Source organism: Agromyces indicus, from assembly GCF_031432295.1.
GTDB classification, from domain to species: domain Bacteria; phylum Actinomycetota; class Actinomycetes; order Actinomycetales; family Microbacteriaceae; genus Agromyces; species Agromyces indicus.
The window spans coordinates 1-13,077 of record NZ_JAVKGS010000002.1; the positions used below are offsets into that span (position 1 = coordinate 1).

Below are 13,077 nucleotides of genomic sequence, written 5' to 3' on the forward strand. Positions count from 1 at the left end.
TCGTAACAAGGTAGCCGTACCGGAAGGTGCGGCTGGATCACCTCCTTTCTAAGGAGCATCTGGAGGCTTCGGCCTTCCAGGCAGCCGGCATCAAGGCGAACGTCCTTGGTCGGCAGCTCATGGGTGGAACATTGACATAGGTGCTCGTCTGGATGGTTCAGACCTAGTACGCCTGCTTCGGTGGGTTGGAACGGTGGGGGCCGGATGGTCGGGCACGTGCACGCTGTTGGGTCCTGAGGGACCGGACGTCCTGCGCCCTGGTCGGGTGTGGGGGATGGTTTCTTCAGGCCTTCGCCGAAGCCGGCTGTTGCTGGTGGGGGTGGGGGTTCTGACCGTCTGTTGAGAACTACATAGTGGACGCGAGCATCTTAGATTCAACGTTTTCGGACGTTGGGTCACGAGGTGAGTCGCCGGCGGGTGCTTTCGGGTGCCTGTCTGGTGTATTCACTGGTCAATTTCGCATCCGGGCTTTCGGGTCCGGGTGTGCGATTCGATAACTCATGTGATTTCAAGTTTCTAAGAGCAAACGGTGGATGCCTTGGCATCTGGAGCCGAAGAAGGACGTCGTAATCTGCGATAAGCCTCGGGGAGCTGATAAACGAGCTGTGATCCGAGGATTTCCGAATGGGGAAACCCCGCCAGGCCCTCAGGGTGACCTGGTGACTCCCGCCTGAATATATAGGGCGGGTAGAGGGAACGTGGGGAAGTGAAACATCTCAGTACCCACAGGAAGAGAAAACAACCGTGATTCCGTGAGTAGTGGCGAGCGAAAGCGGAAGAGGCTAAACCGGTCATGTGTGATACCCGGCAGGGGTTGCATGGTCGGGGTTGTGGGACCTCTCGGGCTGTTCTGCCGGACAGCCGCGGTGACGCGTCAGGTATAGACGAACCGGATTGAAAGCCGGACCGGAGTGGGTGTGAGTCCCGTAGTCGAAATGCCTGGCCGGCCGGAGGGGGATCCCAAGTAGCACGGGGCCCGAGAAATCCCGTGTGAATCTGTCAGGACCACCTGATAAGCCTAAATACTCCCAGATGACCGATAGCGGACAAGTACCGTGAGGGAAAGGTGAAAAGTACCCCGGGAGGGGAGTGAAATAGTACCTGAAACCGTTTGCTTACAAACCGTTGGAGCCTCCTTGTAGGGGTGACAGCGTGCCTTTTGAAGAATGAGCCTGCGAGTTAGTGATCTGTGGCGAGGTTAACCCGTGTGGGGCAGCCGTAGCGAAAGCGAGTCTGAATAGGGCGATTCAGTCGCAGGTCCTAGACCCGAAGCGAAGTGATCTATCCATGGCCAGGTTGAAGCGACGGTAAGACGTCGTGGAGGACCGAACCCACTTAGGTTGAAAACTGAGGGGATGAGCTGTGGATAGGGGTGAAAGGCCAATCAAACTTCGTGATAGCTGGTTCTCTCCGAAATGCATTTAGGTGCAGCGTTGCGTGTTTCTTGCCGGAGGTAGAGCTACTGGATGGCCGATGGGCCCCAACAGGTTACTGACGTCAGCCAAACTCCGAATGCCGGTAAGTGAGAGCGCAGCAGTGAGACGGTGGGGGATAAGCTTCATCGTCGAGAGGGAAACAACCCAGACCACCAACTAAGGTCCCTAAGCGCGTGCTAAGTGGGAAAGGATGTGGAGTTGCACAGACAACCAGGAGGTTGGCTTAGAAGCAGCCACCCTTGAAAGAGTGCGTAATAGCTCACTGGTCAAGTGATTCCGCGCCGACAATGTAACGGGGCTCAAGCACGCCACCGAAGTTGTGGCATTGACATATTAGGTAGGCCTTCGTGGTCCAGCCGTGTTGATGGGTAGGAGAGCGTCGTGTGCTGGGTGAAGCGGCGGTGGAAACCAGCCGTGGACGGCACACGAGTGAGAATGCAGGCATGAGTAGCGAAAGACGGGTGAGAAACCCGTCCTCCGGAAGACCAAGGGTTCCAGGGTCAAGCTAATCTGCCCTGGGTAAGTCGGGACCTAAGGCGAGGCCGACAGGCGTAGTCGATGGACAACGGGTTGATATTCCCGTACCGGCGAAGAACCGCCCACACGAAGCCAGGAGTGCTAAGCATCCCAAGCCGTGACCGACCCTTCGGGGAACGTCGCGGGGCGGCATGCGACCCCATCTGGTGGAGTGAGCGTGATAACAGGTGTGACGCAGGAAGGTAGCCCAACCCGGGCGATGGTTGACCCGGGGCAAGCGTGTAGGCCGAGCGATAGGCAAATCCGTCGCTCACACAGGCTGAGACGCGATGCGGATGAAAAGTGGGTGATCCTATGCTGCCGAGAAAAGCATCGACGCGAGGTTCCAGCCGCCCGTACCCCAAACCGACTCAGGTGGTCAGGTAGAGAATACCGAGGAGATCGAGAGAATCGTGGTTAAGGAACTCGGCAAAATGCCCCCGTAACTTCGGGAGAAGGGGGGCCGGATTCGTGAAGGGACTTGCTCCTGGAGCGTTGAAGGCCGCAGAGACCAGTGGGAAGCGACTGTTTACTAAAAACACAGGTCCGTGCCAAGTCGCAAGACGATGTATACGGACTGACGCCTGCCCGGTGCTGGAAGGTTAAGAGGACCGGTTAGCTCTTCGGAGCGAAGCTGAGAATTTAAGCCCCAGTAAACGGCGGTGGTAACTATAACCATCCTAAGGTAGCGAAATTCCTTGTCGGGTAAGTTCCGACCTGCACGAATGGCGTAACGACTTCCCAGCTGTCTCAACCGCGAACTCGGCGAAATTGCATTACGAGTAAAGATGCTCGTTACGCGCAGAAGGACGGAAAGACCCCGTGACCTTTACTACAGCTTGGTATTGGTGTTCGGTGTGGCTTGTGTAGGATAGGTGGGAGACTGTGAAGCGGGCACGCCAGTGTTCGTGGAGTCATTGTTGAAATACCACTCTGGTCACTCTGGATATCTAACTTCGAACCGTGATCCGGTTCAGGGACAGTGCCTGGTGGGTAGTTTAACTGGGGCGGTTGCCTCCCAAAGAGTAACGGAGGCGCCCAAAGGTTCCCTCAACCTGGTTGGCAATCAGGTGGCGAGTGTAAGTGCACAAGGGAGCTTGACTGCGAGACTGACAGGTCGAGCAGGGACGAAAGTCGGGACTAGTGATCCGGCAGTGGCTTGTGGAAGCGCTGTCGCTCAACGGATAAAAGGTACCTCGGGGATAACAGGCTGATCTTGCCCAAGAGTCCATATCGACGGCATGGTTTGGCACCTCGATGTCGGCTCGTCGCATCCTGGGGCTGGAGTAGGTCCCAAGGGTTGGGCTGTTCGCCCATTAAAGCGGTACGCGAGCTGGGTTTAGAACGTCGTGAGACAGTTCGGTCCCTATCCTCTGCGCGCGCAGGAAATTTGAGAGGATCTGACCCTAGTACGAGAGGACCGGGTTGGACGAACCTCTGGTGTGCCAGTTGTTCCGCCAGGAGCACCGCTGGTTAGCTACGTTCGGGATGGATAACCGCTGAAAGCATCTAAGCGGGAAGCCGGCCTCAAGATGAGATTTCCATCCCCTTCGGGGGGAGAGGCTCCCAGCCAGACGACTGGGTTGATAGGCCAGATGTGGAAGCACCGCAAGGTGTGCAGCTGACTGGTACTAATACGCCGACAACTTGACAATCACTATCCACACCATCGTTGTAAGGCAGCGGTGTGGAGCCTGATGACTCGCGTCCACTCTGTGGTTCCCAGCAGACGGGAAACCCAACACAATCACACAGTGCAACCCGCACCCCACCACCCCCACACGGGGCCTGGCACCGGGGTGCCACCGAGACCACCACCACACCCCCCAGGGTGCGGATGGTTCTAGAGTTTCGGCGGCCATAGCGCGAGGGAAACGCCCGGACACATTCCGAACCCGGAAGCTAAGACTCGCAGCGCCGATGGTACTGCAGGGGCGACCCTGTGGGAGAGTAGGACACCGCCGGACATACTTCACGGAAGAGCCGCCCAGAGTTGGGCGGCTCTTCTGCATTTAACCCGTGAGGTCCTGACGACCGCCCGCGGGATGCCTAGGCTGGGTCGATGGGGAACCGACTCGGCGACGCGCTCAGCCCGTACCTGCGAGCCCACGCCGGCAATCCGGTCGACTGGTATCCGTGGGGCGAAGCCGCCTTCGAGGAGGCGCGACGGCGGGACGTGCCCGTGCTCGTCTCCGTCGGCTACGCCACGTGCCACTGGTGCCATGTCATGGCGCGCGAGAGCTTCAGCGATCCCGAGATCGCCCGTGTGCTCAACGACCGATTCGTCGCCATCAAGGTCGACCGCGAAGAGCACCCCGACGTCGACGCGAGCTACCTGGCTGCGGCATCCGCCTTCACCAGGGATCTCGGCTGGCCGCTCACCGTGTTCACCCGGCCCGACGGCCGGACGTTCTACGCGGGCACGTACTTCCCGCCCCGGGCCGTCCAGGGCATCCCGTCGTTCGCCGACGTGCTCGCCGCGGTCGACGAAGCTTGGCGGGAGCGGCGCGAGGACCTCGATCGGACGGCGGACGCCGTCGGCGAGGCGCTCACCGCGGCATCCGTCGCCCGCACCGATGGCGACCTGCCCGACCGCGCCGCGCTCGAGCAGGCGGTCGCCACCCTCGCCCAGGGGGAGGACCGGCAGTTCGGCGGGTTCGGCAGCGCCCCGAAGTTCCCCGTGGCGCCGGTGCTCGCCTTCCTCACCCGAGCCGGCGGCGATGCGCGCGAGCTCGCCGCCCGGACCCTTCGCCGCATGGGGGCGTCGCCGCTCCGCGACCCGGTCGAGGGCGGCTTCTTCCGCTACGCGACCCGGGCGGACTGGAGCGACCCGCACTACGAGCGCATGCTCACCGACAACGCGCTCCTGCTCTCCGTCACCGCCGAACTCTCCACCGGACGGGACGCCCCGGCATTCGCCGACTCACTGGCGGGCGGCCTCATCGACTTCCTCGTCGAACGGATGCGGCTGCCGAGCGGCGGGTTCGCGAGCGCCCAGGACTCCGAGAGCGTGATCGACGGGCAGCGCAGCGAAGGCGGCTACTACCGCCGGGATGCCGCCGGCCGCGCCGAGCTCGAACCGCCCGCGCTCGACGCGAAGGTCCTCACCGGCTGGAACGGGCTCGCCATCGGCGCCCTCGCCCGCGCGGGATCGGTGTTCGGCGACGAACGCGCGACGTCGGCCGCGCGCCGCGCCGCCGACTTCGTCCTGGCCACCCACCTGCAGCCGGACGGACGCCTCGCCCGGGCCTCGCTCGACGGCGAGCTCTCGGACGCGGTCGCCACCCTGGAGGACACGGGGATGCTGGCGGGCGGCCTGATCGCGCTGGCCACGGCGACCGGCAACGTGCGGTACGCGACCACGGCGCGCGAACTGGTCGACGCGGCAGCCACGGCATCCGGTGACGACGACGCGTTCGCTGCGCCGGGCGGACCCGACCCGGTGCTCCGCGCACGTGGTCTGGCACTTCCCGCCGACCCGGCGGAGGGGGCCGCCCCGTCCGGCATGACGGCCTGCGCCGCGGCAGCCTTCGAGCTCTACGCGCTCGGTGCCGGGGACCGCTACCGCGATCTCGCCGAGCGGGCCGTGCGCTCCGTCGCGGGCATCGCGGTGCAGCGTCCGATCGCCTTCGGCGGCGCGCTCGAGGTGATGGCCCGACTGGCCACCCCGTTGGTGCAACTCGTCACCGTGACGAGCGACCAGACCGACGCGCTCGACGAGGAGCTCGTCCGCGTCGCGCGGCGGCAGGCGGCATCCGTCTCGGCGATCGTCACCGAACCCCAGGCGAGGGACTTCGCGGAGGCCGGCTTCGAGCTGTTCGACGGGCGGACCGCCCGCGACGGCGGCGGGGCCGCGTACCGCTGCCGCGCGTTCGTGTGCGCGCTGCCCGTCTCGACCGGCGAGGAACTCGCCGCGCTCGTCGACGCCGAACCCTGATCCGTACGATGGACGGGTGACCACGACCGACGCGCCCGCCCGGACCGCGCCCGCCCGGACCGCGCCCGCCCGGACCGCGCCCGCCCGGATCGTGCTCGCGGCGGTCGTCGACGCCGTGCTCATCGTGGCGTTCGCGATCGCCGGACGGTCCAGCCACGCCGAGACGCTCGACCCGGCCGGAATCTGGGCCACCGCGTGGCCGTTCCTGGTCGGCGGGGCGGCGGGGTGGCTCGCCGCGCGGGCATGGCGACGGCCGACGGCGCCGTGGCCGACCGGCGTCGCGGCGTGGGTCGGCGCGGTCGCGATCGGCATGCTGCTGCGCGCGGCCACCGATCAGGGCACCGCGGTGCCGTTCGTCATCGTCGCGACGCTGACGCTCGCGATGCTCCTCGTCGGCTGGCGCGCTGTGGCCGCCCTCGTCGCACGGCAACGAGCACGTCGCGCGGCTGGCTGAACCTCACCAGGTCGACGGCACCCGCTCGAGCATGCTCCATACCGCGCGGCTCAGCTCGGGGTGGTCGAGCGCGATGTCGCGGAGCACCTCGAACTCGAAGCGCGCCACGTCGCCGCGCCGAGCGGTCGGATGATACGCGCGCGCTCGCGCGGGGCTCCAGCGCTCGGAGTGCAGCCGCTCCTCGCGGAGCGTCGCGACGACCTGCTCGTCCACCGACGGCAGCTCCGGGAGGAAGGTCCAAGGGTCCTCGCCCATGCGGCAGCGCAGCTCGATGAGCGCGGCGAGTTCGTCGCGTGCGTCCTGTCGCAGGCGTTCCAGCGTCGTCGGCTCCGCCATGATGCGACCTCCCCTCGCTCGTCCGATGGTAACCGACCGTACGCGGCGCGTGTGTCGGCGGGGTTACGCGTCGACGTCCGGCATTGACGGCGGATGTCGCTCAGATGACGATCCGGGAACGTCGCGGCCGGCTGGTTGAATGGGGGCGTGAGCACCGACCCCGCGCCTCCCGGCGTCCCCGCCGACGGACCGGACCTCGGCGCGGTCGACGCCCTCGCGCGCGACCTCGCCGCCGCCCGGTTCACCGTGTCCGCGATCGAGGCGCTGTGGGAGCGCGGCGCCCGGTCCGACGCGACGCACCCGGGATCGGCGCTCCGCCGCGGACACCGCGTGCCCGCGCTGCGCGCCCTCGAGCACGTCGGACCCGACGAGCAGGGCCTCGCGACGCTCGTGCGCTGCTTCGTGCTCGGGATGCCGGTGGCATCCGACGCCCTCGCCTCGGCACTGCCGACCCTGGACCTCGGTGGCGCCGAGCGGCTCGGCCTCGTCGCGGTCGACGGCGAGGTCGCCTCGCCGCGAGTCGACCTGCGGCCGTACGCCTTCGCCGACGCGAGCGGTGAGGGGGAGTGGTGGATCGCCTCGGACCTCGGGGAGCTCGCCACGGGCGGCGCGCTGCCGGAGGAGTACGTCCTCGGCGTCGGCGGCGCCTCCCTGACCCTGAGCGGGCTGCTCGTGCCGCAGCATGTCGAGGCGACGCTCGACCTCGGGACGGGCTGCGGCATCCAGGCGATGCACGCGGCGCGGTTCAGCGACCGCGTCGTGGCGACGGATGTCTCGGAGCGGGCGCTGCGCTTCGCCCGGCTCAACCTCGCGCTCAATGGGATCGAGCGCGTGGAGCTGCGCCTCGGCAGCCTGTTCGAGCCGGTGTCCGGCGAGCACTTCGACCGCATCGTGTCCAACCCGCCGTTCGTCATCACGCCGCGACGCGACGGCGTGCCCGTGTACGAGTACCGCGACGGCGGCATGGTCGGCGACGGGCTCGTCGAAGCGGTCCTCCGCGGGACGGCCCAGCACCTGCGCCCCGACGGCATCGCCCAGCTCCTCGGCAACTGGGAGTACCGGCGGACCGCGGACGGCCTCGCCGACGGGCTCGAGCGGGTCACCGGCTGGCTGGCCGAGGCGGGACTCGAGTACTGGGTCGTCGAGCGCGAACGTCAGGACCCCGGCGAGTACGCCGAGACGTGGATCCGCGACGGCGGCACGCGGCCGGGCACGCCCGAGTTCGAGGCGATGTACGCGGCCTGGCTCGACGACTTCGCCGCCCGCGGCGTCGAGTCGGTCGGGTTCGGATACCTGCTGCTCCGGCGGCCCGCCGCGAACGCGACGCCGCGGCTCGCGCGCGCGGAGCGCCTCCACGGATCACTCGGCGAGGGCTCGGGCGGGTTGGCGGCGCACCTGGCCGAGTGCCTCGGAGCCATGGACCGCATCTCCGGACTGGATGACGTCGGCCTGCGGGCGGTCCGCATCGCCGTCGCGCCCGACGTGACCGAGGAGCGGCACCACTGGCCGGGGGCCGAGCAGCCGGCCGTCATCCTGCTGCACCAGGGCGGCGGGTTCGCCCGCACGGTCGACGCGGGCACGGGCCTCGCGGCGCTCGTCGGCGCCGCCGACGGGGAGCTGCCCGTCGGCGTCCTCTCCGACGCGATCGCCCAGCTGCTGGAGGTGGATCCGACCGAGCTGTGGGATGAGCTCGGCCCGGCCGTGCGCGAGCTCGTCGCCGGCGGGCTGCTGCGGCCCGTCGGCTGAGCGGGCCGCGGGCCCAGGCGCGACCGCATTCGGCGTGCTTCCGGCGGGCGGCGGTATTCTCGTGCTCGCCCACCGAAAGCGAGCCCATGCCCGACAGCCCCCTCTCCGCCTCCCCGTACGAGGTGCTCGGCGTGCCCGCCGATGCGGACGCCGCCCAGCTCCGCCTGGCGTACCGCCGCGCGCTGCGGCACGCCCACCCCGACACGGGTGGCGACGCGGCCACGTTCCATGCCGTGCAGGCCGCGTGGGAGCTCGTCGGCACGCCCGAGGCGCGCGCCGCATTCGACCGGGGCGTCCGCACGACGGCGCCCTCGGACGCCCCGCACGACCCGTTCGCGCCGGCCGCTCCGCGGCCCCGCCGCGACTCGCGGCCGCTCGCGCGCTCGTACGGGCATCCCGGCGGGTTCTCGCGCGAGCAGTACCTCGCCCTCATCCGCGAGTGGGCGGGCCGCGGCGTCACACTCGACGACCCGTACGACCCGGCCCTCGTGCGGAGCGCGCCGCGCGACATCCGTCACGTGCTCGCCGACGCGCTCGCCGAGGAGGAGACGGCACGCGCGCTCTCGACGCTCGGCATCGCGTACACCGTCTGGCACGACCTCGCGACGGACGCCGGAGGACCGGGGCTGCCGCCGAAGCTCGACCACCTCGTGCTCGGCCCCACGGGGCTCATCGCGATCCAGTCCGAGGACTGGGGCGGTCCGGTCGCGCTGAAGCGCGGCGAACTCGTCGGCGACGCGCTCGCCGGCGAACGGCCGATCCGCGCGCTCGCCGGCCGGGCCAAGGCCGTCACCCGCCCGGCGAAGGTGAAGCCGACCGCGCTCCTCGTGGTCGTGCCCGACGAGCACGCCGCGGTGCCCCTCGAGGTGGGCGGCACGAACCGCGGCGCCGCGGTCGCCCTCGCCCGCAGGTCGCGGCTCGCGAGCGCCATTCGCGATGGGATCCCCGGGTCGCCGCAGCTCGGCGGCGTGGATTCCATGGAGGTGCGCGCGCGGCTGCAGGCGACGGTGCGCTTCGCCTGATCGCGTCCCGACGTGACGCACCGGTGGGGGAGGATGGAGGGATGGGCATGCCTGACGTCGACGCGTACATCGAGGACTTCACCGCATTCGTGACGGCATCGCCGTCGTCGTACCACGCCGCCGCCGAGGTCGCGCGGCGGCTGGAGGCCGCCGGGTTCGAGCGGCTCGACGAGCGGGACGCCTGGCCGACGGGCGCGGGCCGCCGGGTCGTGGTCCGCGACGGCGCCGTGATCGCGTGGGTGCAGCCCGAGTCCGCGGGCGCCACGACCCCGTTCCGGATCGTCGGCGCGCACACGGACTCGCCGTCGTTCAAGCTCAAGCCGAACCCGTCGAGCGCTGCGGCCGGACTGTCGCAGGCGAACGTGGAGGTCTACGGCGGCCCGCTGCTGAACTCCTGGCTCGACCGCGAGCTGCGCCTCGCGGGACGCCTCGTCACCCGCGACGGCGCGGAGCACCTCGTCGCGACCGGACCGCTGCTGCGGATCCCGCAGCTCGCGATCCACCTCGACCGGGGCGTCAACGCCGACGGGCTCACCCTCGACAAGCAGCGGCACGTCCAGCCGATCTGGGGCGTGGAGGGCGGCCCGGAGCCGGCCGACGTCGTGGCGCACCTGGCCGGACTCGTGGGCGTGGCGGCCGAGGACGTCGTCGGCCACGACGTGCACGTCGTCGATGCGGCCGCTCCGGCGCGCTTCGGTCGGGGGGACGTGTTCCTCGCCTCCGGCCGCATGGACAACCTCAGCTCGGTGCACGCGGGTCTCACCGCCCTGCTCGATGCCCCGGCCGACGCCGGCCACGTGAGCGTGCTCGCCGCGTTCGACCACGAGGAGCTCGGCTCCGAGTCCCGTTCGGGCGCGAGCGGCCCCTTCCTCGACGACGTGCTCACCCGCATCGGCGCCGGACTCGGAGCCGGCGTGGAGGAGCGCCGCCGCGCGTTCGCCGCGTCGTGGCACGTCTCGAGCGATGCCGGTCACGCCGTGCACCCGAACTATCCCGAGCGACACGATCCGGTGAACCGTCCGGTGCTCGGCGGCGGGCCGCTGCTGAAGCTCAACGCCAACCAGCGCTACGCGACGGATGCCGCGGGCTCGGCCCTGTGGGCGGAGGCCTGCCGCGCGGCGGGCGCCGGCATGCAGCCCTTCGTGTCGAACAACGCCATCCCGTGCGGCTCGACCATCGGTCCGCTCACGGCCACGCGCCTCGGCATCCGCACGGTCGACGTCGGCCCGCCGCTGCTGTCGATGCACTCGGCCCGTGAACTGGCCCACGTCGACGACCTCGCGGCGCTCGGCGCGGCGCTCGGCGCCTTCCTGTCGCACGCCTGACCGGCGGGCCGGCCGACCCGACGTTGGCGGGATCTCGCGCAATCTCGGCGCGAACCGCGCCGACGCCGTCGGCCCGCGGGTGCGAGCATCGAGGCATGACCTCGACGCTCCCCGCACCCGCACTCTTCGATCACGCCGCCGCACCGGAGGAGGCCGCGCGCCACTTCCGGGCGCGCCTCGGCTTCGAGACCGACGTCTCGGACGTCGCCGCGGCGCTCGCCGCCGACGAACCCGGCTTCGTGCTCGTCGACACCCGCAGCGAGGCGGCGTGGTCGGCGGGGCGGATCCCCGGCGCCGTGCACCTGCCCGGCCGGCGGATCGCGGAGGCCGCGCCGGAGCTCATCGCCCCCGGCACCCCGGTGGTCGTCTACTGCTGGGGGCCGGGCTGCAACGGCGCCACGCGCGCCGCCCTCGCCTTCGCCACCCTCGGCCATCCCGTCAAGGAGATGCTCGGCGGGTTCGAGTACTGGGCGCGCGAGGGCTTCGCGGTCGAGCGCGACGGTGGCACGGAGCGGCATCCGCTCGACCCCCTGACGAACGTCGCGGCGGCGGCGGACGCCGTCGAGTGCGCCTGCTGACCGTCGTCGTCCGGCGGGCAGGCGCACGCGGCATCCGTCAGCGCAGCGGCCCCCGGCGGGATTCGAGCCAGAGGGTGTGCTCGCGCAGGCCGTTGCGCACGGCCGCCTTGACGATGAGATAGCCGATCCAGAGGCTGAGGGCGATCGTCGCGAAGTAGACGATCACGCCGATCAGCAGCGCGAAGGTGCTGACGCCGGCGACGACGTCGGGGTCGATGTTCGGGTCCACCCCGTTACCTTGGCAGAGCGAGCGGCCAGAGAGAAGGGACCCGTCCGGGGGACACCGGCGCGGGATCGGGCGTCAGCACTCGATGACGTTGACCGCGAGGCCGCCCTCGCTGGTCTCCTTGTACTTCGTCATCATGTCGATGCCCGTCTGCCGCATGGTCTCGATCACGGTGTCGAGGGAGACGACGTGCGTGCCGTCGCCGTGCAGGGCCAGTCGCGCGGCGGACACGGCGGTCGACGCCGCGATGGCGTTGCGCTCGATGCACGGCACCTGCACGAGGCCGGCCACCGGGTCGCACGTGAGGCCGAGGTGGTGCTCCATGGCGATCTCCGCGGCGTTCTCGATCTGGCGCGGGGTGCCGCCGAGCACCGCGCAGAGCGCGCCGGCGGCCATGGCGCACGCCGAGCCGACCTCGGCCTGGCAGCCGCCCTCGGCGCCGGAGATCGAGGCGTTCTTCTTCACGAGGCTCGCGATCGCGGCCGCCGTGAGCAGGAACCGGCGGATGCCCTCCTGGTCGGCGCCGGGCACGAACCGCAGGTAGTAGTGACCGACGGCGGGGATGATGCCGGCGGCGCCGTTGGTGGGCGCGGTCACGACGCGGCCGCCCGACGCGTTCTCCTCGTTGACCGCGAGCGCGAACGCATGGAGCCATTCCGTGGAGGTGTCGCGGACGTGCTCGTCGCGGTCGTACTCCTCGAGCCGGCGCCGGACCTCGGGGGCGCGGCGCTTCACCTTGAGGATGCCGGGGAGCACGCCCTCGGTGCGCAGGCCGTGGTCGACGCACTCGGCCATCGCCGCCCAGATGGCGTCGAGCCCCGCGACGATGCCCGCCTCGCCGTGCACGGCCACCTCGTTGCGCCACGCGACGTCGCAGAAGCTGACGTCGTGCGCGTCGCACAGGTCGAGCAGCTCGGCCGCGGTCGAGTAGGGCAGCGGATGCCGCAGTGCCTCCGCCTGCTCCGGGGCGTCGCCCTCGCGGCGGATGAAGCCGCCGCCCACCGAGTAGTACGTCTCCTCGGCGAGGGGGAGTGCGTCGTCGTCGCCCCACGCCTGCAGCGACATGGCGTTCGGGTGGCCGGGCAGGCGCGTGCGCGGCTCGAGGGAGACGTCGTCCCGGGTCATCGAGATCGGGTGCGTGCCGGCGAGCCGGACCTCGGCCCCGCCGGAGCCGAGCCTCGCCCAGGCGCCGCGCACGTCGTCGGGGTCGCAGTCGTGCGGTGTGAGGCCGGCGAGGCCCGCGACGACCGCGTCGGGCGTGCCGTGGCCGAGTCCGGTCGCGCCGAGCGAGCCGTACAGGGAGCAGCTGACCCGCCGGACCCGCTCGAGCGTGCCGTTCGCGTGGAGCGTCTCGACGAACGTCCGAGCGGCCCGCATCGGTCCCACCGTGTGGGAGCTGGAGGGCCCGATCCCGATCGAGAAGAGGTCGAGGGCTGAGACGAACGCTGTCACCAGCCCAGCCTACGTCGCAGCACGCGCACGGTTCCCCCGATCGATCGAA

Annotated in this window: 9 protein-coding genes and 3 rRNA genes; 9 read left to right on the plus strand and 3 right to left on the minus strand. The window is 69.5% G+C overall.

Annotation, left to right across the window (positions count from 1 at the left end):
* The 5 genes from RH861_RS16375 to RH861_RS06225 all read left to right on the plus strand — a co-directional run.
* Window positions 1-48 (plus strand): 16S ribosomal RNA (locus RH861_RS16375); the annotation flags it as partial.
* 458 nt (window positions 49-506) lie between these two features.
* Window positions 507-3,607: ribosomal RNA gene (locus RH861_RS06210) — 23S ribosomal RNA — on the plus strand.
* Window positions 3,608-3,802: 195 nt separating this feature from the next.
* A 5S ribosomal RNA gene (gene rrf, locus RH861_RS06215) occupies window positions 3,803-3,919 on the plus strand.
* A gap of 95 nt (window positions 3,920-4,014) precedes the next feature.
* Window positions 4,015-5,889 (plus strand): thioredoxin domain-containing protein, encoded by a 1,875-nt coding sequence (locus RH861_RS06220; protein WP_310520287.1) that lies wholly within the window; start codon window positions 4,015-4,017, stop codon window positions 5,887-5,889.
* A gap of 16 nt (window positions 5,890-5,905) precedes the next feature.
* On the plus strand, window positions 5,906-6,343 hold the full coding sequence (locus RH861_RS06225) for a DUF3054 domain-containing protein (protein WP_310520288.1): 438 nt from the start codon (window positions 5,906-5,908) through the stop codon (window positions 6,341-6,343).
* A 3-nt stretch (window positions 6,344-6,346) separates the two neighbouring features.
* Here the strand turns inward: RH861_RS06225 and RH861_RS06230 are convergent, their stop codons facing one another.
* On the minus strand, window positions 6,347-6,679 hold the full coding sequence (locus RH861_RS06230) for a hypothetical protein (RefSeq protein ID WP_067949864.1): 333 nt from the start codon (window positions 6,677-6,679) through the stop codon (window positions 6,347-6,349).
* Between the two features lie 147 nt (window positions 6,680-6,826).
* Here RH861_RS06230 and RH861_RS06235 point away from each other — a divergent pair, with 147 nt between their 5' ends.
* The 4 genes from RH861_RS06235 (at window position 6,827) to RH861_RS06250 (ending at window position 11,350) form a co-directional block, all read left to right on the plus strand.
* On the plus strand, window positions 6,827-8,425 hold the full coding sequence (locus tag RH861_RS06235; RefSeq protein ID WP_310520289.1) for a DUF7059 domain-containing protein: 1,599 nt from the start codon (window positions 6,827-6,829) through the stop codon (window positions 8,423-8,425).
* An 86-nt stretch (window positions 8,426-8,511) separates the two neighbouring features.
* Window positions 8,512-9,447, plus strand: a complete 936-nt coding sequence (locus RH861_RS06240) for a J domain-containing protein (RefSeq protein WP_310520290.1) — start codon at window positions 8,512-8,514, stop codon at window positions 9,445-9,447.
* A 47-nt stretch (window positions 9,448-9,494) separates the two neighbouring features.
* On the plus strand, window positions 9,495-10,772 hold the full coding sequence (locus tag RH861_RS06245; protein ID WP_310520802.1) for a M18 family aminopeptidase: 1,278 nt from the start codon (window positions 9,495-9,497) through the stop codon (window positions 10,770-10,772).
* 95 nt (window positions 10,773-10,867) lie between these two features.
* Window positions 10,868-11,350 carry a rhodanese-like domain-containing protein gene (locus tag RH861_RS06250; RefSeq protein ID WP_067949871.1) on the plus strand — a complete coding sequence of 161 codons (483 nt, stop codon included), beginning with the start codon at window positions 10,868-10,870 and terminating at the stop codon, window positions 11,348-11,350.
* 37 nt (window positions 11,351-11,387) lie between these two features.
* Here RH861_RS06250 and RH861_RS06255 read toward each other — a convergent pair whose 3' ends face one another.
* The gene (locus tag RH861_RS06255) at window positions 11,388-11,579 is read right to left on the minus strand and encodes a hypothetical protein (protein WP_067949873.1); all 192 of its coding nucleotides are present in this window, start codon (window positions 11,577-11,579) and stop codon (window positions 11,388-11,390) included.
* Between the two features lie 72 nt (window positions 11,580-11,651).
* Window positions 11,652-13,028 (minus strand): L-serine ammonia-lyase, encoded by a 1,377-nt coding sequence (locus tag RH861_RS06260; protein WP_310520291.1) that lies wholly within the window; start codon window positions 13,026-13,028, stop codon window positions 11,652-11,654.
* Window positions 13,029-13,077: the final 49 nt, after the last annotated feature.

What these genes read in the sequence shown, in the direction of transcription:
- RH861_RS06240 (WP_310520290.1), top strand. Translation starts at nt 8,512, where the DNA reads ATGCCCGACAGCCCCCTCTCCGCCTCCCCGTACGAGGTGCTCGGCGTG.
- RH861_RS06245 (WP_310520802.1), top strand. Translation starts at nt 9,495, where the DNA reads ATGCCTGACGTCGACGCGTACATCGAGGACTTCACCGCATTCGTGACG.
- RH861_RS06230 (WP_067949864.1), bottom strand. Translation starts at nt 6,679, where the DNA reads ATGGCGGAGCCGACGACGCTGGAACGCCTGCGACAGGACGCACGCGAC.
- RH861_RS06250 (WP_067949871.1), top strand. Translation starts at nt 10,868, where the DNA reads ATGACCTCGACGCTCCCCGCACCCGCACTCTTCGATCACGCCGCCGCA.
- RH861_RS06220 (WP_310520287.1), top strand. Translation starts at nt 4,015, where the DNA reads ATGGGGAACCGACTCGGCGACGCGCTCAGCCCGTACCTGCGAGCCCAC.